This is a genomic window from Candidatus Saccharibacteria bacterium oral taxon 488 (assembly GCA_013100825.1).
Taxonomy (GTDB): Bacteria; Patescibacteriota; Saccharimonadia; order Saccharimonadales; family Saccharimonadaceae; genus Nanosynbacter.
Genome location: CP040001.1, coordinates 117,336 through 138,891 on the forward strand (window position 1 = coordinate 117,336; position 21,556 = coordinate 138,891).

A 21,556-nucleotide genomic window follows, 5' to 3' on the forward strand; every position below is an offset into this window, starting at 1 on the left:
TAGGGGTCTATCTCGTATCACTGTGAAAGCGCTCGTGGACGTCTTTGAGGTGCTGGTCGGTGACGTGTGTGTAAATCTGGGTCGTGGCGATATTGCTATGACCGAGCATCGATTGTACCGCCCGTAGGTCCGCTCCATTCATCAGAAGGTCGGTGGCAAAGCTATGACGCATAGTGTGCGGGCTAACGTGCTTGGTGATGCCAGCAAGTCGGGCGTAGTGCGACACCATTCGCTGGATCGAGCGAGCACCCAGCCGACGATAATCGCCAGAAACTGATGGTTTTGTTGGGCGCCTGCTATAGCTGATGAATAGAGCCGGCAAGCTGTCACTTCGCGCATCAAGGTAGTTTTTGACGTGCTCGGCAGCGGACATTGAAACGAATACCGGCCGGTCTTTCTGGCCCTTGCCGCGTACCATAAACTCGCGTCGAGCGAGATTGATGTGGTCACGATTCAAGTTAACAAGCTCCGACACGCGCAGTCCGCTCGAAAACAAAAGCTCAATGATTGCTCGGTCGCGAAGGCCCGGTTCATTGTCCAGCGGGATCTGCTCAATTAGTCGTACCACCTCGTCGTAGTGAAGAAATGTGACTTGTTTGCGAATGGTTTTTGGTAGGGTAATCTTGTCGGCTGCCAGTGATGAGATGTCTCGTTGTGATAAATACGTCAATAATCCACGCAGGGCGATCAAGTGATAGTTTTGTGTGATTAACAACAATTCTTCACCGGTGTTGCTATTTTTATAACGGTTTAACCAGAGGCGATATTTACGAATTGTCTCTGATGTTATTTTTGCAACATCAATATCACCAGCAAAATCAATGAAGCGTTCAAGGTATAATTTGTAGTTCTCAATGGTGCGAGGGCTGCGTCCGCCCTCAACTTCTAGGTGCTCCAGGAAATCTGCTAATGCTTCAGAAAGATACATGATTTAATTTTAACAACATCTATACCGTTTATCAAATGGCTAGTTTTTGTTATGATGAAGAAAATAATACACGAAGGAGGCGTATGACCGAATCAAAAGAGAAGAACATGTGTGGCATTGAACGAACACTGATTGTGTTCAAGCCTGATGCAGTACAGCGGGGGATCGTCGGCGAAATCTTGCAGCGGTTTGAGCGTGTTGGTCTCAAGATTATCGGTGTCAAGATGGTAGCTCCGGGTCGTGAGCATTACTTTGCGCACTACGAAACGATTGGCAAGATGGTGACCCGTCGTGGTGAAGAAATTTTTGACATGACGCTTGATATGATGATGGACGGGCCGGTTATCGCTATGGTTCTTGAAGGAGTTGAAGCGGTTGCCGTGGTGCGTAAAATTGTTGGCCCAACCGAGCCAAAGTCTGCCGATATGGGTACGATTCGTGGTGACTATTCGCATGTTAGCTTTGGCTACGCCAACGAGTGCCAGAAGGGTGTGCCGAACTTGATTCACGCATCGGGTGATCCTGACGAGGCGGCGCAAGAAGTCGCCCACTGGTTTAAACCCGAAGAGTTGATGGATTATGCGACGTTAAACGAAAAGTTTACTCGGTAGCATTGTCGCGACCGACGACCACCCGTGTTATAATTAACACGGGTGGTTTTTTATGTGTGCCTCGGTAGCTCAACTGGATAGAGCAGATCCGTCCTAAGGATAAGGTTGTAGGTTCGACTCCTGCCCGGGGTACCAAAGAATTATGACGAAGAAAGCCAAATTAGATAAATCATTTGATGGCCAGCGCGATGGCGAGGAGTTGCTGTTTGTGTTTCGCCGGCATATTATTGCTATGCGTAAGGGTTTTTATCTATTACTCATCCCGATGACGATTGGCGCGCTGCCGTATCTTATTTGGCAGGATAATCTCAATCTTTTATGGGTATTTCTCGGCAGCTTCATCTTTGGACTCGTTCTGTTTGGTTATCATTTTTTAATGTGGTTTTATACATATTACATTGTGACAAATCAGCGACTTCGCCAGATAACGCAGCATGGTTTTTTTGGTAAGGATGTAATTGAACTTAAACTAGCGAAAGTCCAGAATATCAGTTATGTCGTGCCTGGTTTTACGGGCGAAATGTTCAAATTTGGTACAATAGTTATTCAGACGTTTGTCGGGGACCTTGTCATTAAAAATGTCGAGCACCCAGATAAGATTTATAATAAGCTGCAAGATGCGGTGGACCTCGCTGCTGAAAGGAGTGATCATGCTAAAGAAGACAACGAAGGGTAAGAAAAAGGACAAACGCTCACTGCCGTCACGGATTACCAATGACACGGTCGCGGAGCATCGCGAAAAGGTGCTGGCTGGTGGGCGCAAACACAAATACCCGATACAATACTCCAAACATAAACTAGTCTGGAACACGGTATTTATTAGTATTGCTGGACTCGTGACGGTGATTGTCCTATTGTATCTGCAACTCTATGTCTGGAAGGACACAAGCGATTTAGCATATCGTATTACCAAAATTTTGCCGCTACCGGCCGGTTCAGTTGAAGGGGAATTTGTGCGCTATAGTGATTATTTACTATATAACCGCGGTAATATGGCGGTGCTTAAGACTCAGGGTCAAGATCAGGCTGGTGATAAAGTCGCTTTTCAGCGGCAGCGGGCCATGAACCAAGCGGTGCAGGATGCATATGTGCGTAAGCTAGCGAGAGAAAGGGGTATATCAGTTGATGATCGAAAAGTTGATGAAGAGATGGACCGCCAGCAAAAGGATGCCGGCCTGTCAAAAGAAGCCTACCGTTCGGCGGTAAAAGATATGATTGGCTGGTCGCTTGATGAGGCGCGTGATGGCATTAGGGCATCGCTGCTGCGCTGGGAAGTATCGTTTGCCGTTGATGAAGCGGCGGCCAACCTTGTTAAGGAAGTTGAAGCACAGCTCAAGGCCGGTAAATCGTTGACCGATGTCGCGGCGGCGTTAGGCGAACGAGTACAAGTAATGCCAGAGACTGTTGTTCCGAAGACCAACAAAGACGGTGGCTTGACCGAGGCGGCGATTAGAACCGCAGATGGCACGATCTCTGGGGTTATTAAGCCGCTCGGTGGCGATGGCTACTACTTTGTTCAGCCACGCTCACGGGATAACGGTTCAATCACCTACTCATACCTCAAGATTCCATTGACGACATTTAAAGCTAATTTTGATAAGTTGATCAATGACAAGAAAGTTACCTATTACGTTCATCTTGATCAGCCAGCCGAACAAAAGTCTGGTGAGTAGAAATAGCCTCCGGCCTGCTCGTCATCATCTTTGCGAAAGCCTCACTCATCTGCTATAATTCTTGGGGAGACATGCCGCTGTAGCTCAGTTGGTAGAGCGGCGCTTTCGTAAAGCGTAGGTCACCGGTTCGAATCCGGTCAGCGGCTCCAGAACAGCATGAAGAACCATATTACAAACACATTACGACAGATAATGAAAGACCGCTGGCTACTTGGTCTTGTTATTGTTAATATCTTACTAGCGTCAATAATTATTATCTCCTTTGCTGTTACTATCAAGCCTAAAGAAACCCAAGTTATTGTTCAGCATAGTGCATTTAGTGTGACGGGGCTTTATCGTGGTCACTGGTATTCGCTTTGGACGTATGGCGTGTTGCAGCTTATGATTACGGTTGGGCACATCATATTGAGCGCTAAGCTTGCTGTGGTACAGCGTCGAGACTTAGCACTGGCACTTCTTTGGCTCACAATCGCTATATCAGTTATACTAGCACTGTTTGCTTACTCAATAATCGTAATCGCGTCGGTGGTGTAGAATTATGGATATAGAAATACCACTTGGTAAACGAAAGCCGCTCTATCGATTTCTAGAGATTCTGCCGGGTCTGTTGAGCTATGGTGCAATTATTCTTCTTGTCATATTGTCGATTTTTAGTCCACTGCTTGCGTCACTCTATCTGCTTATTATCATCCTGTCGATGATGGTGCGCGTGGTTGGCATTACCTATCATATGGTCGCTGGCCGTGCCAGGATGGATAAGGCGTGTCTGATCAATTGGCATGCGCGTCTTGAAGATCTCGAAGATCCGCAGGCGGTATATGCACGTATTCGTGACCAGCGACAGAAGGAGGTCGGCTTTGCAGAGCACAAAGAAAACTTACGTCTCATTGCTTCTGCACAGCCAGGGTTTTTCCCGAAACCATCTGAAATTTATAATGCAGTCATCATGCCAGCCTATAATGAGAGCATTGAGGTAATCGAACCAGCCATTCAAGCAGTAATCGCTACTACGTATGATAAAAAGCGTATGATTATGGTATTTGCGTATGAAGAGCGAGGTGGTAAGGATATCGACACGACCGCCAAGACACTGCAAAAACGCTATGGCAAGTATTTTCACGCCTTTCATATCGTCAAGCATCCAAAAGACATTCCGAATGAGGTGATCGGCAAGGGTGGCAATATTACACATGCCGGGCGCTGGCTGAAGGGGTGGCTTGAGAAGCAGCATATTCCGTACGGTAATGTTATTGTCACGACGATGGACTGTGATAATAAGCCACATGAAACCTACTTTGACTACCTGACATACGAATATATCGTCCGCGAGGACCGTAAGCACTACTCGTATCAACCGGTTTGCCTATTTACTAGTAATATTTGGGATGTGCCGGCGCCGATGCGTGTGGTCGCGACGGGTAACTCATTCTGGAATATTATTAGCTCAATGCGCCCTCATTCGCTACGTAATTTTGCTTCACATGCTCAGCCGATGGATGCGCTCGTTGAGATGGACTTCTGGAGTGTTCGAACGATCGTCGAAGACGGCCACCAGTATTGGCGCAGCTACTTCTATTTTGGTGGTAACTACGGGGTCGTGCCACTCCATGTACCGATTTATCAAGACGCGGTATTGTCAGCTACGTATATAAAAACGCTCAAAGCGCAGTTTATCCAGTTTCGTCGTTGGGCGTATGGGGCATCTGATGTTGCGTATGTTGGTGAACGGGTCTTTACTAAGCAGCGTAATGTACCATTTTGGGCTGGTTTCTCACGGTTTGTGCGGCTACTTGATGGAAATGTGACGTTAGCCTGCAATTCGGTTCTAGTTGCTTTTGGTGGCTGGGTGCCGCTTATTGTTAATGCCGAAGCAGCTCGTAGTGTCGCCGCGCATCAATTGCCTGATACGGTGAGTACGCTGCAGCAAATTGCGTTGATTGGTATGGCGATAGCGATTTTTAGTGCTTTCAAGATTTTACCACCGCGTCCAGTTCGCTACACGCGACGTCGAAGTGTCTGGATGCTTTTACAATGGGTACTAATGCCAGTGACGTCTATTGTCTATAGCTCTGCTGCGGCGTTTGCCGCGCAGACTCGCCTGTTAGTCGGGCGATATCTCGATAAGTTTGACGTCACCGAAAAAGCCACAGCGGCGATTAACGCTCGCCAGAGGGCGGCTGCACGTAAACGGTCGAAGACCTCCCGCGTCGTCGAGAAGTGATGAGGCGGTGCTGAGCGGCATACTGGAGTGCCGCTATTGGATCGTAGCGTTGGAGAATCATGTGTGTTATTTGAGTGATGATTTGCGTAGATAGCGGCTTACCTTGCTTGATAATCTGTTGCTGCACAGTTTGTGCAAGGAAGTAGCTATCATGTGCTGCAGCATGCTTATTATGTTGAAAGCTACGGCTAATGCTTATGATGAGCTTTCCTAAATTGAAAGGGATGGTTGACCCGTCGTGTGTTAGCACCATGCGCCCGTCTAGCGTAGCCTGTTCGTATGTCGTAAAGACTGCGCCACATTCTGGACAGGCCCGTCGCCGCCAGACGCTGGGGTGTTTCGTGTGCTTGCGGGAGTTTTTTGTAGTAGTTTTATCGTGAAAACAATTTATACAAATCATATCAATATATTGACATATCGCTATAAAAAATACTAGTGGAAAAGTATATAAAAATGTGTAAAATAGAAAAAACTAAAAACCCTCCGCACTGCGAGGGTTGTATGCAATAATGGTGGGCAATAGAGGATTCGAACCTCTCACCTCTTCAACGTCAATGAAGCGCTCTAGCCAAATGAGCTAATCGCCCGACTATTGTCAATAATAGCAGGAATTAGTGGTGAATGCAATTACCTCTTGCGGAGAGCGTAGGGGTTGGCCGTCATGTCGTTTCTTGGTGTAGTATTACGGATCCGCTACCTAGTCCATGCGTCGTAAGGGTTGCCCGGAACTTTTAACTATGATACGGTGAGAATAGCAAGGACAGAGACTAACCACCTCTCGAGCAACGTGAAAGCGGTTGCGGCGCACGAAACCAGCCGGAGCAAGAGTCATCGCCAAGGTGGAACCTCCTGGCTCGTCCCCAGGACCGAGGCACGCACGCTATACGCGTTGGGCGTGCTTTTATAATTACTTAAAGGAGGTTTTATGAGCGAAGATAAACTCTATGCAATGCGACACAGCCTGGCGCATATTATGGCGGCGGCTGTGCAGCGGGTATGGCCAGACGCCAAGTTTGGAGTTGGTCCGGTTATTGAACATGGGTTTTATTACGATATTGATCTTGGTGAAACGAAGATCAGTGAGCAGCAGTTTAATAAAATTGAAAAGGTAATGCGACGAATCATTGCCGAAAAGCAAGACTTTGTGTGCACAAAATGCCCAATTGATGAAGCAATTCAATGGGCCAAAGATAGCCATCAGCCATATAAAGAAGAACTTCTTAATGACCTAAAACGTGCCGGGACAACGGTAGCAAAAGATCTGGACGCTGCAGAAATGGGTACAATTGCCGAAGGTGATAGCGCGCTCGATGAAGTTTCGTTTTATACCAACGGGTCGTTTAAGGATCTGTGTCGTGGACCGCATGCTGTAAATACCAGTCAGGTTGGTGCATTTAAGTTGATGCGGGTTGCGGGCGCCTATTGGCGGGGCAATGAAAAGAATCCTCAAATGCAGCGACTATACGGTGTAGCTTTTGCTACGCAGGAAGAGCTGGATAAATATTTGGAGAAATTAGAGCTGGCCAAACAGCGTGATCACCGCAAGTTAGGCAAGGAGCTTGATCTGTATACCACCTCGCCGCTCGTGGGGGTTGGTTTGCCATTATTTACACCTCGTGGAACTATCTTGCGCGATACCGTGGCCCAATACTCAAATCAGCTGCGTCAGAGGTTTGGTTTTGAAAAAGTCTGGACGCCGCATATTACCAAAAAGGATTTGTATGAAACGTCAGGCCACTGGGCCAAATTTGGCGAAGAGCTGTTTTTGGTTAAAAGCCAGGAAACCAGTGATGAAATGGCGTTAAAGCCGATGAACTGCCCGCACCATACGCAGATTTTTGCTTCACAACCTCGTAGCTACCGCGATATGCCGGTGCGCTATTTAGAGACAACCACTGATTATCGTGACGAGAAAACCGGTGAGCTTGGCGGTCTGAATCGTGTGCGCTCGCTGACCCAGGATGACAGCCATGTCTTTTGTCGCCCAGACCAAATTGAACAAGAAATCAATAATTTATTGTCTGCTGCCCAGGAACTGTACGGTACTATTGATATGAAGCTGCGGGTTCGGCTCAGTTACCGTGATGACTCTGATGCATACTTGGGTGAACGTGAATTGTGGGCTTCTGCACAAAATCAGTTGAAATCAGCAGTTGAAAAAGTTGGCTTGGACTATTTTGAGCAGGAAGGTGAGGCTGCTTTTTACGGACCAAAAATTGATTTCATGGCAACTGACGCTATCGGTCGTGAGCACCAAGTCGCGACAGTGCAGCTAGACTTCGTGCAGCCGCAACGGTTTGGTTTGGAATACACAGATAGTGATGGTAATTTTACAACACCTGTGATGATTCACTGTGCGCTGCTCGGGTCGATTGAACGATTCTTGAGCGTCTTCATTGAACACACGGGTGGTTGGTTCCCGTTTTGGGCGGCGCCAGAACAAGTACGTATTCTAACGATTAATGACACCGTCTCAGACTACGTTGATGAAATTACATCGATTTTATCAGAGGTGACCTTAATGAAACCAATAAAATACAACGATGTAAGATTTACAATAGATAGTCGTAATGAATCCCTTGGGAAAAAGATTCGTGAGGCGACTGTTGTAAAAATACCAATACAGATTATTGTTGGGCCAAAGGATCAGATAGCACGTGTCGTAAGTATCAGGACGCATGCGGGTGAAGAGCAAATTCCGCTTGAACAGCTAGCTGAATATATACGGGGACTGTAATCTTGTGCGTAGGCTAAGAATTGCAATTGATATTGACGATGTTTTAGCAGAAAACGCAATCGGGTTCGTGGCATTTAGTAATGAACGGTGGGGCACACGATTGAGGGTTGATGACTATAGCGAACATTGGTCAGAGATGTGGCATGTTGATAGCGAGGAGGCAGAACGGCGTGCTCATGTCTTTCACGACTCTGGTGCGATAAAGGGATATGCTCATATAGGGGGGGGCGGAGGAGGTGCTTAGAAACATGTCGCAGGTGCATCATCTCATGGTGGCTACTTCGCGTCGCTTGCAGGTGCAAAGCGATACACTGCTTTGGATCGAGGAGCATTTTCCAGGGGTTTTCGCCAGTTCTGCGGTCTACTTCTCTGGCCTATGGGATACGGTGCACGAGGACTCTCATAAACTGACAAAAACAGAGTTAATCACGCAAATTAATGCTGATGTTTTAATTGATGATCAGTTGAAACACTGTTTAGCTGTTTCCGAGACTGGTCGTAATGCCATCTTATTTGGTGATTATACTTGGAATAGAGCAGATAGTTTGCCGGATAGAGTGGTGCGATGCCATTCGTGGTCAGAAGTGGAGGTGGAAATTGAGCGAATTGCCAATAGCTAGCTTGCGAGACCGGATCTATACTCTCATGGCGCAGCTACCTGACGACAAAGTGACGACGTACGGTGACTTGGCAGCACTGTCTGGACACCCGCACGCAGCACGAATTGTGGGCGGAATAGCGCATGGTGGCCCAGAGAATTTGCCGTGGCATCGCCTAGTGAATGCGAAAGGTGGCTTGGCGGTAGGTTTTCCGGGTGGGCAAGGTGTGCAAAGGCAGCTACTTGAGCAAGATGGTATTTATTGCGATGAGAGGTGGCGGATAATTGATTTTGAGGAACGACGATGGCGGCCGAAACTGTAAAAGCAAAATTACCCCTAGTTGTTATCGCGGGGCCGACTGCTAGTGGTAAGACCTCGCTAGCGATTCGCCTGGCAAAACAGTATAATGGCGAAATAATTTGTGCCGATAGCAGAACAATATATCGAGACATGGATATTGGTACGGCAAAGCCAACTATGGCTGAGCGAGAAGCCGTGCCCCATTGGGGCCTTGATTTGGTCAGCCCGGGCGAGACATTTAGCGCCGCACAGTTTAAGGAGTATGCTCTGCAAAAAATAAGTGAAATTCGCTCTCGGGGGCGTTTACCATTTCTTGTTGGCGGCACGGGTCTCTATATCGATGCAGTAATTTTTGATTTTCAATTTGGAGCTCCTCCTGATCCTAGTTTACGGCATGAGCTAGAAAAAAGGACAGTAGCCGAACTACAATATTATTGTTATAAATACAACAGAAAATTACCAGAGAATAACAAGAATAAGCGCTATCTTATACATGCTATTGAACAAAAAAATAATATTAACAGGTGTAGTACAGGAATTAGAGATAATAGTGTCGTTGTAGGAATTGCTACGAATAAAGATATATTGCGAACAAGAATTGTGCTCAGGTCTGAACAATTATTTTTAAATAATGTTGTGAGTGAAGCAATGTTGTTAGCCCGAAAATATGGCTGGGATAATGAGGCTATGACGGGTAATGTCTATCCGTTGGTCCGAGAGTTTTTGAATAAAAATATTACCGAAAATGAATTAAAGCGGCAATTTGTTATAGCTGATTGGCGGTTGGCGAAGCGACAGATGACGTGGTTGCGGCGTAACCCGTTTATCATGTGGGCGACGCTTGACTCTGCTGAACACTATTTGTCACAACTTTTGGCTCGGGCGTAAAATTTATGGTACAATTTTTAATACATGATTGATGCGCTGTTCGGCTCAAAAACGAGGGTGAAGTTACTGCACCTGTTTTTAGCGAACCCTGAAAAATCGTTTTATGTTAGAGAGATTACGCGATTGATCGGCGAGCAAATTAACTCGGTACGGCGTGAACTATCAAATATGCTCAGGGTCGGAGTCATTGTTTCGAATAATTATGACAATAAATTGTATTATGCTGCGAATCAGCAGTATGCATACTTCACGCCACTAAAGATGATTTTTGCCGATGAGCGACCGAGTGAGCAAACCGACCATAACAAAAAGAACAGTATACCGTGGGTGGGCGATATCGCTCGGCTGTCCGGGCTAAAGATCGCTATAGTCGCCGGTGCGTTAGTGCGTGGATCGACGAGTCGGGTTGATATACTGTTGGTCGGTCGGCTATCGGAGTCGAGAGTTGGTGTCGCCATTAAGAAAATTGAAAAAGCCGAGGGGAGAGAGCTGAATTATGCTGTAATGAGCTATGATGATTTTTACTATCGTCTGAGCGTTAGAGATAAGTTTGTGATGGAAATAATGAATAGTAAGCACTCGGTTGTGGTAGACGCAGAGAGTATACTAGTATAAGGAGACGTATATGTTTGAAGTAGAATACAAAGGTGCAAATAACGTTATTTTTACAACGAAAATGGTAAAAATCGCGTTTGATCCAGCGCTATCGCTGGTTGGACTTAAGGATAACCTTGGGGTACAGGACGTTGAGATATTGTCGGAGGGTAGATTCGCCGCAAGCAATGTAGTACCACGGCTGCTCTTTAGTGGCCCGGGTGAATATGAGGTCGGCGATGTGTCTCTGAAGGGGGTGGCAGCCTGGCGACACATTGATACGGAAACTGATGTCAAAAAATCAACGATTTACCGTTTAACAATTGGTGGTGTGCGTGTTGTGATTATAGGTAATGTTGCTCCAAAATTGTCAGAGTCTCAGCTGGAGGATATCGGTGTTGTTGACGTTGTTGTGATACCGGTTGGCGGTGGTGGTTACACGCTTGACGCGACATCTGCGGCTCATATGGTACGCCAGCTGGAGCCGAAAGTGGTTATCCCGGTGCATTATGCTGATGGTGCATTACACTACGAAGTGCCGCAAGACGACCTGTCGGTGTTTGTTGGCGAAATGGGCGTGGAGACTATTGATGCTGGGTCAAAATGGAAAGTGAAGGGGACGGCGTCTTTACCTGAACAACTATCAATCATTACTGTCGCGCGGAGCTAGGCCAGTCGATACGTTGCACTAATAAACCCCCTCCTTGTCTGGAGGGGGTTGAGCCTAGACGGTTTTTGTCTGTATCGGGCGTAACAACCCTTTCTTTTTAAGAGTACGAATTGCTTGAGTACTCAGAACCAACGTGACTTTTTGACCATCTACTACAAGAGTTTTCTTCTGTAGGTTTGGCTTAAAAGTGCGCTTGGTACGGCGAAGGGAAAAGCTAACGTTGTGACCGTATTGCTTGCCTTTGCCGGTTAGTTCGCATCGTGATGCCATTTCCAACCTCGCTTTATATTAACTAAACAATCTATCGTATTGTAGCGGTATTTCTATAATTAGTCAAGGTGTTATAATGGTAATTATGGATTTGGCATATTTAGGTATGGTCTTGGTGGTCATTCTCGTCTCAATGACGCTACACGAGGCGATGCATGCGTTTATGGGCTATTTTCTCGGAGATGATACGGCCAAGGCGGAGGGGCGGCTGACGTTAAACCCGCTGAAGCATATTGATCCATTCATGACGCTTTTGCTGCCATTATTACTGGCTATGCTAGGGCTGCCAATTTTTGGTGGTGCTCGACCGGTGCCATTTAATCCTCAACGCGTGCGACACGGTGAATGGGGTGCAGCGTTCGTAGCGCTTGCTGGGCCACTGACTAATTTGTTTTTAGCGTTTTTAGCGTTTGGCATGGGTGCTGTCAGCGGCGTTATCACCAGCGGTGGGCTGATTCAAAATACGTTAGCGGGGCAAATTACTAGCCTCGTCGTGTTGGTTAATTTAGGCTTTTTCGTGTTTAATATGTTGCCGCTGCCACCACTCGATGGATCGCGAGTGCTGTATGCGCTCGCTCCAGAGAGTGTGCGCCGTGGCATGGAGTGGATTGAGCGCTACGGGGTAATGGTGGTGTTCATTATCATTATGATCGGACAGGCGGCAATTGGGCGAATTATGACGTTCGCTACGAACGGTATTATCCAATTCTTTTGCATGATTTTTGGTGTATAATAGAGATAGCCTCAGGTAGGCGGGCGCATATGATTTTCCTAACATCATATGATAGGGAGTCCTAATGGTCAGTCATCGTGGTGACTGGTTGCGGATACCCACCTTGCATTTATGCGGGGGAATATCACGCGCTTGCACTGCTTGGGGCTTTTATGATGTATAATAATAGGGCAGCCTATTAAGCGATCGCTTGGCGGTGAAGCCAAGAGGAAAGTCCGGGCAGTAAAGGACACCGACAGTCGCTAACGGCGACCGGGGGCAACCCTAGGGAAAGTGCCACAGAAACAAAACTACCTTTGTGGCGATAGACACAAAGGAAAAGGTGAAACGAGTAAGGTAAGAGCTTACAGTCCTCGGTGGTGACACAGAGGAGAGGTAAACCCTGTCGACTGCAAGGAGGTCTACAAATGAGTTGTCCGCTCGTAGGCCGATAACCGCTTGATTTATCTGGCAACAGGTAAACTAGATAGATGATCGCTCGCGACAGAACCCGGCTTATCGGTAGGCTGTAAACTAAAACCTTCTCTCAGCGGAGAAGGTTTTAGTTTGCTGAAGTCGCTTTCTTATAGTGCTGCTTTAACAATTGCGGTAAAGGCCGTAGGTTCGTTAACGGCTAACTCTGCCAACACTTTTCGGTCAAGCTCAATATTCTTTGCCTTGAGAGCAGCCATGAGCCTGCCGTACGTCGTGCCCTCTTGGCGAGCGGCTGCGTTAATCCGGGTAATCCACAGGCTGCGGAGGTCTCGTTTTTTATTGCGTCGATCACGATAGGCATATTGCAGAGCTCTAATTACCCCCTGCTTCGCTAAGCGAAAGCTACGAGTTCGATTGTGCTGCATGCCTTTAGCGGCTTTCAGAATTTTCTTGTGCTTTGCGTGTCCAGGGACGCCTCGTTTTACCCTCATAGATTAAACTCCCATTGCCCGTCGGGCATTCTTTGCCATCGAGCCTGTTACTTTCGCTGTTGTATTAATCGCCCGCTTACGGCTTTTTGACTTCTTGGCTAAGAAGTGACCGCCAAATGCACGTTGACGAGTTAACTTGCCAGAGCTCGTTAACTTAATGCGCTTTGCGGTACCTTTGTGGGTCTTTAGTTTTGGCATTATTTACTCCTTATTACCACACTCAGATTGCGACCAGCCATCTGAGGTTTTTGTTCTAGAATTGCCTCTTCCTCAAGCTGATCAGTGATTTTTTGGATCAATTCGTAACCGATTTCTTTATGCGCCATCTCGCGACCTTTATAGACGACTTGGATACGGACCTTGTGTCCATTGGCGAGAAAATCTCGTATTTTGCGCAGCTTGACTTCGAGATCGCCAGCGCCAATCTTCAGGCCAAAGCGCATTTGCTTGAGATCGCCGACTTTTGCCGCGCGCTTGTTGCGCTGCTGGTCTTTGATCTTCTGATATTGGAACTTGCCCCAGTCAATAATCTTGGCGACTGGTGGATTGGCATTTGGTGATATTTCAACGAGATCAAGTCCCGCATCCTCCGCCGCTTGAAGGGCGTCGCGCAGGGGCATTATCCCCAGCTGTTCACCGTCAGAACCAACAACGCGCAGTTCCCGAGCACGGATCGCTCCGTTGATACGAATTGATTTATTAATCTCCTAGCTCTCCTTTTGAAGCAATTTTAGATTAATTTCATCAGTCATTGTATCAGGTATAGGGGTCGATTTCAAGCACTAGGTCGGGATAATCTGTCGGTATTGTAGGCTTTCGGCGACATGAGGAATGGTTATTTCTAGTGATGACTCAAGATCAGCGATAGTGCGAGCAACCTTGATAACTTTGAAATAGCCACGAGCGCTTAGGTCAAGCTTTTTGGCGGCTGTAAGGAGAAATTGCTTGGCCTCAATCGTTAGGGCAGTTATTTTATCAACACTACTGCCATCTATATCAGCGTTGTATTTATTACTATTACCGTATCTGTTAGTTTGTAGTGTACGAGCTACCTTAATCATAGTTTCAAACTGTTTTTGTTGTGAATCCGACGATGACTTACGGGACAACAAATCTTCATGTGCGACGCGGGAAACGTTGATTGTTAGATCAATACGATCAAGGAGCGGGCCGGATAATCGTTTCTGATAGTTCAAGATTTGGGTCGATGAGCAACGGCAACTTTTTTCTGGATCGCCCAGATAACCACATGGACAAGGGTTCATCGTGGCAACTAACATAAAATTGGCGGGGTAGTAGTATTTACCTTGGGCGCGGGAAATTGTGATCTGCTTATCCTCAAGCGGCTGACGAAGCGATTCCAATGTCGTTCGTGGATATTCTAATAATTCGTCTAAGAACAGTGTGCCGTGGTGCGCGAGGCTAATTTCGCCGGGCGTGGCCTTTGCGCCACCACCAATCATTGATATGCGGCTTGCGGTGTGGTGTGGTGTGCGAAACGGTCGGTCGGTAACGATATCATGACTAACTTGATTGCCGTCAAGATTGTGGAGTTTCGTTACTTCGATAATCTCAACGTCAGATAGCGGCGGCAGGAGTGAATTGAGTGCGCGTGCTAGCATGGTCTTGCCGGATCCCGGTGGTCCGGACAGCAAAATATTGTGCCTACCCGCGACGGCAATGGCGACAGCTCGCTTGGCCTGCTCTTGTCCGCGGATGTCATCAATGATGATGCCGCGTTTCTTTTGGCGATATTGCTGCTTTGTTTTTACTGCGGGTTGGATGAGTTTTTCTTGTTTGAGGTGGAGGAATAATTCCGTTAGATTATTGATGGTGATAATAGTAATGTCGGGGATGAGCAGGGCTTGTTCGCTGTTGGAGGCCGGTAGGTATATGGTTGAGATACCGTGTTGTTTGGCGGTTTCGGCGATGGTGATGGCCGAGCGAATGGGGCGAAGACTACCATCGAGTGCCAATTCACCAGCAAATAGCGCTCCCTCTAGGGCGGTTTGAGGAAGTTGTTTGCCGAGACAGAGAATTGCGAGGGCTATTGGTAGGTCAAATTGCGTACCGTCTTTTGGTAGTTCCGCCGGGGCGAGATTGATGGTAATTTTACCTTTTGGAAAATCAAGTAGCGAGTTCTTGATGGCGCTGCGAACGCGATCACGCGATTCATCGATTGCTTTGTTGCCAAGTCCGACGATTTGTAGTCCAGGTAGTCCTCGTGATATGTCGCCTTCAATTTCAATAAGCTGACCGTGAAAGCCATATGGCGTCGCTGAAACTACCTTGCTAACCATATACCTAGTAAAGCATAGATGGCTAGACTTGAAAAGGGAAGGTTGCTATAATTAAGGTGGGTTAATGGGGCTGATATAGCTTTCGACAATTGGACTTTATCAAGATATTCTGCGAGCCGACGATACGCGTAACGTATGTTTTAGTTGCAAAGTCTAAACTTGCAGGTGCATTTGCTAGCCTGAAGAGTGTTTTCACTCCGATGGCTGCTGCGCCAGTCGCTGCTTAATTTAAGCGACCGTCCTTGCTTTGCGGCAACAGGCAAAGCCTAGGGTGTCATATATATGTTGCTGGCTGCATGTTCGGAAGCGGCGGACATGTGGGACTTTCTCCGCGTAACGAAGCTTGGTTTTTTGGTTCGTTTTTAAGCCGAGCAACGTTATAAAATAAATTAAAAGAACCTATGCTCGTAGACGGATATCATGATACCAGTTGGACCCGGGGGCAGTACCCGGCAGCTCCACCAGACAGCTATGTATCGACCTAAAGAGGTCGATTTTTTATCGTGAAACAGGTGATAATGTGACTATGTGTGTTGCTATGAAATGAAAACAACCACCTGCGAGTAGTGGTTGTTTTCAAAAAGTGGAGTTTTACGTGTGCTGTTTATTTTTGGCTCCCGACAAGTTGTGTATAACTTTTTTATTCAGAAGCTACCCCTATAGTAAATGATAAAAATGGTTATGTCAATAATCTTTGAGAAAAAATCTAGGTAAAAAATACCACATAATTTAGAGGGTCAGTGAAGTGGTTTGATGAAAATATAGGTTGTTGCTGGACGAGACGGTTGAACCCTGATGGTTCCTGGTCGGTGCCCCGCACGGCCGGTGTTTTACCTGCGAGATGGCGAAACGGGATACGCTAAGGGCTTGGTTGTTTTGGTGTTTTATTTGTGGAAACGTTCAGCGAGCCGCATTAATTGCTAGATTATTTGTCAGATTTATGATGTCGGATGGAGTGGCTATACAAGAACTATGGATTAGCGGGCGGTATAGTAAGCATATGTTTATATTACAATGTTGTGTATAAAACATTTCATAGAACATAACAGATGAAAATATGTAAAGATTGTTACAAAAAAGTTATAAATACAACATATTTTTTATGTGAAGTATTGACCGATAAGCGTATGCATGATAGTATTAGTACAAGCTTTTAAGAGAATAAAAAGCAAAAATCAGTACAATAATAAATAACAATAATAAATAACAATAATAAATAACAATAACAATAACAACATTAACAATTTACGTGACCGAATTCACAGTAACGCATATCGTTTGGCGTATAGTCGGCAGCAGTATGAAGCCAGAATAACAAAAGATTATTCCGCCATAGTGTTGCCGATGCTCCGCCGAACTTGTGATTGTTAACCTGTAGTTAATAGTTGCAATGTAACGCGTTGAGCGCGCGTATAAGTACCACTGCGCATCCAGTTAATCCTTGTTAGGTGATTAACAATGAGACTACTGGATGTGCAGAAAGAGGAACGTTGCGCAAGGACATGCTCCGAAATTCGGAGCGGTCAGTTGCCCTGAGCGGCGGATTTTGAACAGGTGACCGCGCCCTAATAGTTATTGAGTGCGGCGGATGGTTCACCTGACCATATAATGGTTCGTCGCCTGGGCTCCCTTAGTCTATGATATAGTGTGAGTATGAAGTGTCGGTATGTTGCTATGGTCGCGGCGCTGGCTGCGACGGCAGATGTCGTATTGGTGCACACGGTGACGCCAATGAGCGTTGGTCCGTTGGGTATCCTAGCGTTTTTCGTATGTCTGTATATAGCAACTGCGTCGTGCTGCTATTTAGTGATGGTTGCGGTGAAGCGTATAGCGATGCGTGTTGTTCAACATAATATGTATCGTGGCTTGGCCTCGGTAACGCCGTTGAAATTATATTATTATGCGAGTATTATCGGGCTTATACCGGTTATCTTACTTGGTATGCAATCAATTGGCGGCGTTACGGCATGGGATATCTTGCTTCTGACACTTTTTTTGGGCCTTGGTTGTTTTTATGTACACAAACGATTTTAGGGCGTAGGAACTCTACTGGTAACGTGGTACAATATAGGTATGAATCCAGAGTTGCCTCAGGTGCGTCCACCGGTTGAGAGTTTACCGCCCGCTTCAAGCGGCGAGCTTCGGCTGGATGACGATGTAAATCAGGTAGAGACTGAGAAACGCTCCGCCGAACGCCCAGCGGTAAATGTGGCGAACTCACAGATGCCAGCAACAGCACTACCGACTATTCCAGCGCCAGCGCCTCCAGCGGTACAGGCTCCTGCATCGACGACGTCAACTGACGATACGCCGCTGATAGCTGGTGATGATGATTTGATTGAGAAGGAGTGGGTTGACAAATTGAAGCGGATTATTACTTTGACAAGGGATGATCCGTACGAGCGAGCGCGGGTAATTGCGCAGTTGCAGGCCGATTATCTCAAAAAGAGATACAACAGGGAGATGGGCCAATCAAACGGATAGGAATATGGATAGCGGGCCGTTAATTACTGGTTTTATCGTCGTCGTAGTGTTGGCGATCGGTGTGACGATTGTCACGCTGCAGTATCGCAAGATGCTACGTGAAGCAAAAAATTATGAACGTGGGCTAAAAATGGTGCCACTGCTAATTCATTTACCGCCATCGAGTGAAGATATTGATGGGGCAAGTCGTGACCAGCGTGATCTAACGGAAGAGATTCTGAGCCAGGCGCAGGTGATGTATAACATTATATCAAGTACGGCAACGAAAGGATTTAAGAGTCGACTCTACGGACAGCGCCATTTATCGTTTGAGATTATTGCGCGTGGCGGTTTGGTGCATTATTATGCCGTGGTACCGACAGTATTGGTTGATGTAATTCGCCAAGCGATCGCGGCAGCTTATCCGGCGGCGCGGTTGGAAGAAGTGGCTGATACGAATGTGTTTAGTAAAATTGGCAAGATGAGCGGGACAATTGGCGGCGAATTCTCGCTCCGTAAGTCGTTCGTCTATCCTATCGCAACCTACCAAGAGTCAAAGCGAGACGCGTCGCGGGCGCTACTGAATGCCATGTCGGCGGCGACAAAAGACGATGGTATCGGTTTGCAGTTCTTGGTTCGGCCGGCGCGGGAGGGCTGGTCGCGCGCTTCAGAAGAGCATGTTGAGAAAATGAAGAAGAACAAGGGCAAGAAATCAACGAAGGTGGCGGGCGTTGATATCTCGATGGTCGGGGACATTTTTGAGGCGTTGTGGAAACCACCACAGTCGGCAAAAGAAAAAGAAGGTGAGATCAAGCCTGAGGATAAACAGCTATCGTCACTAGAGCAGGCAGAGGTTGATGCTATTAGCGAGAAGACGCGTTATCCGGCGTATGAGGTATTGGTGCGGGTGGTAATTTCATCAAACACTGCTGCTCGCTCACAGGTGCTGCTTAAAAATATTATCGCTGCGTTTGCGATGTTTGACTCGCCGCGCAATAACGGTTTTCGCTTTTCGCTGACAAATAATATTGAGGAAATGACCACGGCGTATATTATGCGGTTTTTCCCACAGCATATTCGCAGTAATATCCTTAATAGTGTTGAGATGGCAACCTTATTCCATTTACCAAGCGCAACTGCTATTCCAACCTCACAGGTTAAGCGGCAGATGTCCAAGCAGGTTGATGGGCCGACTGACGTTTTGGATGAAGGATTATTGATTGGTTACAATGAATTTCGTGGTACGAAAAAGCCAATTCGTATCGGTACGAAGGATCGCCGTCGCCACGTTTACATCATCGGTCAGACTGGTGTTGGTAAGTCGGTATTGCAGGAAAATATGGCGTATCAAGACATGATGGACGGCCGAGGATTTGCGCTGATCGATCCGCACGGTGATTTGGTCGAGTCGCTCATGGGGAAGGTGCCGAAAGAGCGGGTGGAGGATATTATCTATTTCAACCCTGCCGATATGGAAAATCCGATTGGCCTCAACATGTTTGAATTCGATAGTCCGGATCAAAAGGACTTTCTGGTGCAGGAAGCGATTAACATGCTGTATGGGCTGTACGATCCGGGGCATACCGGTATTGTGGGGCCACGGCTTGAGCATATTTTCCGTAACTGTGCGCTGCTGTTAATGGCGGATCCAGCTGGTGGAACATTTATTGATGTGCCAAAGTGTCTCATTGACCCAGAATTTGTGAAGAGCAAGCTGAAGTACGTCACTGATCCGCAGGTGATTGATTTCTGGACAAAGGAGTTCCCGGCCTCACAGCGATCGAATGAGGCCGGTGAAGTGATATCGTGGGTGGTCTCGAAGTTTGGCCCATTTATCTCTAATGATTCGATGCGTAACATCATCGGCCAGACGAAGTCAGGATTTAACATCCGTGAGATTATGGATAATAAAAAGATTTTGTTAGTTAATCTGTCGAAGGGTAAGCTTGGTGAACTCAATGCCAAGCTACTAGGAATTATCTTTATCATGAAGTTCCAGGCGGCGGCTATGTCGCGGGCTGATATCCCGGAAGAGCAGCGTGAAGACTTTTCACTATATGTTGACGAGGTGCAGAACTTTGCGACTGATAGTTTTGAATCAATTTTGTCTGAGGCGCGAAAATATAAGCTGAGCCTGATCATGGGTAACCAATTTATGACACAGCTAACGGAGAAGATTCGTGAGGCTATTATTGGTAACATTGGTACGGTTATCTCGGGGCGTATTGGTATCACCGACGCGGAATTGATGGTCAAGAAGTTTCAGCCAGTGTTTGACATTGATGACTTATCAAAGCTACCAAATTTCCAGTCGATCGCTTCGGTGATGATCAATAATGTACCGTCGGCGCCGTTTAGTATGAACTGGGTGCCACCGATGGGGCAGGTTAACAATCAGCTCCGCGATGCGTTGGTGCGACTATCGGCAGCAAAATATGGCAAACCACGCGCGGTGGTTGAGAAGGAGATATTTGAGCGGCTTGGTCGCAATAAAAAGCCAGCGACTTCGTCGACTGGCCCATCACTCAATCGGCCGACTGCAAAGAGTGGTTCGTCTTTCCTGGACGAGTGGTTGTCAAAACGTCAACAACTTGGTGGTGGTAAGCCGGGGGCCATGGGCGCTGCTGCTCCGGGTGCGGGGCAGTCTCGGTTGGGTACGCCATCGCCGCTAGCTCCGCAGTCAGGCCGTCCAGCTACGTCGCGACTAGCGTCGCCGACCTCAGGCTTGGCGGGTGCGCAACCACCGTTGGCTTCTATGCGACCGCCACAGATTGGGCAAGACGCTGTGTCACAAGGTGTCGCTATGCCCGCCCAGATGGCTGGCCAGATGTCGCAGGGGGTTGGTGCTTCGCCGAACGGGCCATTGGGGCAGCCAGCGAGTGCGCCTCATGATAGTTTACGATCACCAGATCAGCATCCGGCGCCTGCGCCGACAGTGGCTGGTTCGGATGTGGCTGCGCAGGTCGCACCGCTATCAATTGCCGATAGGATGGCGACAGAACTGCAGCAGGCAGAGTCGCAAAACCGCCTCGACCTGCGCGGTGATAATAACGATAATGGCGAGATATCGATCAAGCTACGCTAGGCGTGGGCCAGGCTATCTTTTATTGAGGAAGCCAACGCGAGCGTACTCAATAATGGCGCCGATAACCCAACCACAACCAAAGAGAATGATCGTTTCTGATCCAGAGAGAACGTAGCCGTAGTGGCGGGCGATAAAGTAGACGATGACTGAGGAAATTGCGCCAAGTGCGCCAGCAATAATGAGGTTCGGGCGTGCGACGGTGCTGCCGATAGCTTCACTGGCTTTTTCAACGGCTGGGTTGTGGATGACCTTGCTAAAGGTGCGTGAAGCTGGCGATAATTCGCTCTGCATTTTTTTCATGGTTTTCCGGTAGCTGTCGGTACGGTCGGCTTTGGTGATCTGGCGAGGTGCCTCTGAGACTACTGGCTTCTCCGTTTCAGCGGTTTGGCTTGCCTCGGCTTGCTCTAATGCTTCGTGACGAGCATCGTCGAGCTTTTCATGTTGTCGTCCGGCAACTTGTTCAGCCCGCCGCTCCAGTTGTTCAGCCGCTGATCGTTCTACTTCGCTGGCTGACTGCTCAAGTTCGCCAGCATTCTTTGTTAGCTCTGGATTAGCTCTGTGCAGTTTTTCTGACATTGT

Annotated in this window: 21 protein-coding genes, 3 tRNA genes, 2 other RNA genes and 1 pseudogene; 19 read left to right on the forward strand and 8 right to left on the reverse strand. The window is 47.4% G+C overall.

Translation table 11 applies throughout. The features are described from left to right. Positions 1-7: 7 nt before the first annotated feature. Complete coding sequence (locus FBF26_00585; GenBank protein QJU09774.1) at positions 8-928, reverse strand: hypothetical protein; 921 nt, start codon at positions 926-928, stop codon at positions 8-10. Positions 929-1,035: 107 nt separating this feature from the next. Between FBF26_00585 and FBF26_00590 the strand changes: the two genes are divergently transcribed. From FBF26_00590 to FBF26_00620, 7 genes are all read left to right on the forward strand, one after another. Continuing rightward, positions 1,036-1,539 (forward strand): nucleoside-diphosphate kinase, encoded by a 504-nt coding sequence (locus FBF26_00590; GenBank protein ID QJU10551.1) that lies wholly within the window; start codon positions 1,036-1,038, stop codon positions 1,537-1,539. 58 nt (positions 1,540-1,597) lie between these two features. Then, a tRNA-Arg gene (locus FBF26_00595) sits at positions 1,598-1,674 on the forward strand. 7 nt (positions 1,675-1,681) lie between these two features. Continuing rightward, complete coding sequence (locus FBF26_00600) at positions 1,682-2,215, forward strand: PH domain-containing protein (GenBank protein QJU09775.1); 534 nt, start codon at positions 1,682-1,684, stop codon at positions 2,213-2,215. Next, positions 2,190-3,212: a hypothetical protein gene (locus tag FBF26_00605; protein ID QJU09776.1), complete on the forward strand. Its 1,023-nt coding sequence runs from the start codon at positions 2,190-2,192 to the stop codon at positions 3,210-3,212. Before FBF26_00600 ends, FBF26_00605 begins: the two co-directional genes overlap by 26 nt. A 73-nt stretch (positions 3,213-3,285) precedes the next feature. Further along, positions 3,286-3,361 (forward strand) — tRNA-Thr (locus FBF26_00610). Between the two features lie 43 nt (positions 3,362-3,404). Next, positions 3,405-3,746 carry a hypothetical protein gene (locus tag FBF26_00615; GenBank protein QJU09777.1) on the forward strand — a complete coding sequence of 114 codons (342 nt, stop codon included), beginning with the start codon at positions 3,405-3,407 and terminating at the stop codon, positions 3,744-3,746. A 4-nt stretch (positions 3,747-3,750) separates the two neighbouring features. After that, positions 3,751-5,433, forward strand: coding sequence for a hypothetical protein (locus tag FBF26_00620; GenBank protein ID QJU09778.1), 1,683 nt, complete (start codon positions 3,751-3,753; stop codon positions 5,431-5,433). 510 nt (positions 5,434-5,943) lie between these two features. On the opposite strand, the gene FBF26_00625 is transcribed toward FBF26_00620, so the two are convergent. Continuing rightward, positions 5,944-6,020 (reverse strand) — tRNA-Val (locus tag FBF26_00625). Between the two features lie 338 nt (positions 6,021-6,358). On the opposite strand from FBF26_00625, the gene FBF26_00630 reads away from it, so the two are divergent. From FBF26_00630 to FBF26_00655, 6 genes are all read left to right on the forward strand, one after another. After that, positions 6,359-8,170, forward strand: a complete 1,812-nt coding sequence (locus FBF26_00630) for a threonine--tRNA ligase (GenBank protein QJU09779.1) — start codon at positions 6,359-6,361, stop codon at positions 8,168-8,170. 248 nt (positions 8,171-8,418) lie between these two features. Beyond that, positions 8,419-8,790 carry a hypothetical protein gene (locus tag FBF26_00635; GenBank protein QJU09780.1) on the forward strand — a complete coding sequence of 124 codons (372 nt, stop codon included), beginning with the start codon at positions 8,419-8,421 and terminating at the stop codon, positions 8,788-8,790. Next, complete coding sequence (locus tag FBF26_00640; protein ID QJU09781.1) at positions 8,672-9,091, forward strand: cysteine methyltransferase; 420 nt, start codon at positions 8,672-8,674, stop codon at positions 9,089-9,091. Before FBF26_00635 ends, FBF26_00640 begins: the two co-directional genes overlap by 119 nt. Next, a complete protein-coding gene (gene miaA / locus FBF26_00645; protein QJU09782.1) occupies positions 9,073-9,957 on the forward strand; it encodes a tRNA (adenosine(37)-N6)-dimethylallyltransferase MiaA in 885 nt (294 codons plus the stop codon). The genes FBF26_00640 and miaA overlap by 19 nt, the downstream gene beginning before the upstream one ends. Positions 9,958-9,981: 24 nt before the next feature. After that, a complete protein-coding gene (locus FBF26_00650) occupies positions 9,982-10,572 on the forward strand; it encodes a transcriptional regulator (protein QJU09783.1) in 591 nt (196 codons plus the stop codon). Between the two features lie 10 nt (positions 10,573-10,582). Next, positions 10,583-11,221, forward strand: a complete 639-nt coding sequence (locus tag FBF26_00655; protein QJU09784.1) for a Zn-dependent hydrolase — start codon at positions 10,583-10,585, stop codon at positions 11,219-11,221. 54 nt (positions 11,222-11,275) lie between these two features. Here FBF26_00655 and rpmB read toward each other — a convergent pair whose 3' ends face one another. Further along, positions 11,276-11,491: a 50S ribosomal protein L28 gene (rpmB, locus tag FBF26_00660; protein ID QJU09785.1), complete on the reverse strand. Its 216-nt coding sequence runs from the start codon at positions 11,489-11,491 to the stop codon at positions 11,276-11,278. Between the two features lie 85 nt (positions 11,492-11,576). Between rpmB and FBF26_00665 the strand changes: the two genes are divergently transcribed. Continuing rightward, on the forward strand, positions 11,577-12,224 hold the full coding sequence (locus FBF26_00665; protein QJU09786.1) for a site-2 protease family protein: 648 nt from the start codon (positions 11,577-11,579) through the stop codon (positions 12,222-12,224). A 170-nt stretch (positions 12,225-12,394) separates the two neighbouring features. Beyond that, an RNA gene (gene rnpB, locus FBF26_00670) (RNase P RNA component class A) lies at positions 12,395-12,738 on the forward strand. Positions 12,739-12,787: 49 nt separating this feature from the next. Here the strand turns inward: rnpB and rplT are convergent. The 4 genes from rplT to FBF26_00690 all read right to left on the reverse strand — a co-directional run bounded on the left by rplT (position 12,788) and on the right by FBF26_00690 (position 15,429). After that, positions 12,788-13,129 carry a 50S ribosomal protein L20 gene (rplT, locus tag FBF26_00675; protein QJU09787.1) on the reverse strand — a complete coding sequence of 114 codons (342 nt, stop codon included), beginning with the start codon at positions 13,127-13,129 and terminating at the stop codon, positions 12,788-12,790. 3 nt (positions 13,130-13,132) lie between these two features. Then, entirely contained in the window at positions 13,133-13,327 is a 195-nt protein-coding gene (rpmI, locus tag FBF26_00680; GenBank protein ID QJU09788.1) for a 50S ribosomal protein L35, read from the reverse strand. Further along, positions 13,327-13,821 (reverse strand): translation initiation factor IF-3, encoded by a 495-nt coding sequence (locus tag FBF26_00685; GenBank protein QJU09789.1) that lies wholly within the window; start codon positions 13,819-13,821, stop codon positions 13,327-13,329. The genes rpmI and FBF26_00685 overlap by 1 nt, the downstream gene beginning before the upstream one ends. A 90-nt stretch (positions 13,822-13,911) precedes the next feature. Then, entirely contained in the window at positions 13,912-15,429 is a 1,518-nt protein-coding gene (locus tag FBF26_00690; GenBank protein QJU09790.1) for an ATP-binding protein, read from the reverse strand. Positions 15,430-15,495: 66 nt separating this feature from the next. On the opposite strand from FBF26_00690, the gene ssrA reads away from it, so the two are divergent. The 4 genes and pseudogenes from ssrA (at position 15,496) to FBF26_00710 (ending at position 20,500) form a co-directional block, all read left to right on the forward strand. After that, positions 15,496-15,893: a transfer-messenger RNA gene (gene ssrA / locus FBF26_00695) on the forward strand. Positions 15,894-17,082: 1,189 nt separating this feature from the next. Further along, on the forward strand, positions 17,083-17,463 hold the full coding sequence (locus FBF26_00700; protein QJU09791.1) for a hypothetical protein: 381 nt from the start codon (positions 17,083-17,085) through the stop codon (positions 17,461-17,463). Positions 17,464-17,502: 39 nt separating this feature from the next. Next, positions 17,503-17,913: a hypothetical protein gene (locus FBF26_00705; GenBank protein QJU09792.1), complete on the forward strand. Its 411-nt coding sequence runs from the start codon at positions 17,503-17,505 to the stop codon at positions 17,911-17,913. A gap of 4 nt (positions 17,914-17,917) precedes the next feature. After that, positions 17,918-20,500 (forward strand): annotated as a pseudogene (locus FBF26_00710) (ATP-binding protein). Positions 20,501-20,989: 489 nt separating this feature from the next. Here the strand turns inward: FBF26_00710 and FBF26_00715 are convergent. After that, positions 20,990-21,553 carry a hypothetical protein gene (locus FBF26_00715; GenBank protein QJU09793.1) on the reverse strand — a complete coding sequence of 188 codons (564 nt, stop codon included), beginning with the start codon at positions 21,551-21,553 and terminating at the stop codon, positions 20,990-20,992. Positions 21,554-21,556: the final 3 nt, after the last annotated feature.

Bases quoted from the DNA above. Each gene is read 5' to 3' on its own strand.
- FBF26_00585 (QJU09774.1), bottom strand. From the start codon at position 928: ATGTATCTTTCTGAAGCATTAGCAGATTTCCTGGAGCACCTAGAAGTT.
- FBF26_00590 (QJU10551.1), top strand. From the start codon at position 1,036: ATGTGTGGCATTGAACGAACACTGATTGTGTTCAAGCCTGATGCAGTA.
- FBF26_00600 (QJU09775.1), top strand. From the start codon at position 1,682: ATGACGAAGAAAGCCAAATTAGATAAATCATTTGATGGCCAGCGCGAT.
- FBF26_00605 (QJU09776.1), top strand. From the start codon at position 2,190: ATGCTAAAGAAGACAACGAAGGGTAAGAAAAAGGACAAACGCTCACTG.
- FBF26_00615 (QJU09777.1), top strand. From the start codon at position 3,405: ATGAAAGACCGCTGGCTACTTGGTCTTGTTATTGTTAATATCTTACTA.
- FBF26_00620 (QJU09778.1), top strand. From the start codon at position 3,751: ATGGATATAGAAATACCACTTGGTAAACGAAAGCCGCTCTATCGATTT.
- FBF26_00630 (QJU09779.1), top strand. From the start codon at position 6,359: ATGAGCGAAGATAAACTCTATGCAATGCGACACAGCCTGGCGCATATT.
- FBF26_00635 (QJU09780.1), top strand. From the start codon at position 8,419: ATGTCGCAGGTGCATCATCTCATGGTGGCTACTTCGCGTCGCTTGCAG.
- FBF26_00640 (QJU09781.1), top strand. From the start codon at position 8,672: ATGCCATCTTATTTGGTGATTATACTTGGAATAGAGCAGATAGTTTGC.
- miaA (QJU09782.1), top strand. From the start codon at position 9,073: ATGGCGGCCGAAACTGTAAAAGCAAAATTACCCCTAGTTGTTATCGCG.
- FBF26_00650 (QJU09783.1), top strand. From the start codon at position 9,982: ATGATTGATGCGCTGTTCGGCTCAAAAACGAGGGTGAAGTTACTGCAC.
- FBF26_00655 (QJU09784.1), top strand. From the start codon at position 10,583: ATGTTTGAAGTAGAATACAAAGGTGCAAATAACGTTATTTTTACAACG.
- rpmB (QJU09785.1), bottom strand. From the start codon at position 11,491: ATGGCATCACGATGCGAACTAACCGGCAAAGGCAAGCAATACGGTCAC.
- FBF26_00665 (QJU09786.1), top strand. From the start codon at position 11,577: ATGGATTTGGCATATTTAGGTATGGTCTTGGTGGTCATTCTCGTCTCA.
- rplT (QJU09787.1), bottom strand. From the start codon at position 13,129: ATGAGGGTAAAACGAGGCGTCCCTGGACACGCAAAGCACAAGAAAATT.
- rpmI (QJU09788.1), bottom strand. From the start codon at position 13,327: ATGCCAAAACTAAAGACCCACAAAGGTACCGCAAAGCGCATTAAGTTA.
- FBF26_00690 (QJU09790.1), bottom strand. From the start codon at position 15,429: ATGGTTAGCAAGGTAGTTTCAGCGACGCCATATGGCTTTCACGGTCAG.
- FBF26_00700 (QJU09791.1), top strand. From the start codon at position 17,083: ATGAAGTGTCGGTATGTTGCTATGGTCGCGGCGCTGGCTGCGACGGCA.
- FBF26_00705 (QJU09792.1), top strand. From the start codon at position 17,503: ATGAATCCAGAGTTGCCTCAGGTGCGTCCACCGGTTGAGAGTTTACCG.
- FBF26_00715 (QJU09793.1), bottom strand. From the start codon at position 21,553: ATGTCAGAAAAACTGCACAGAGCTAATCCAGAGCTAACAAAGAATGCT.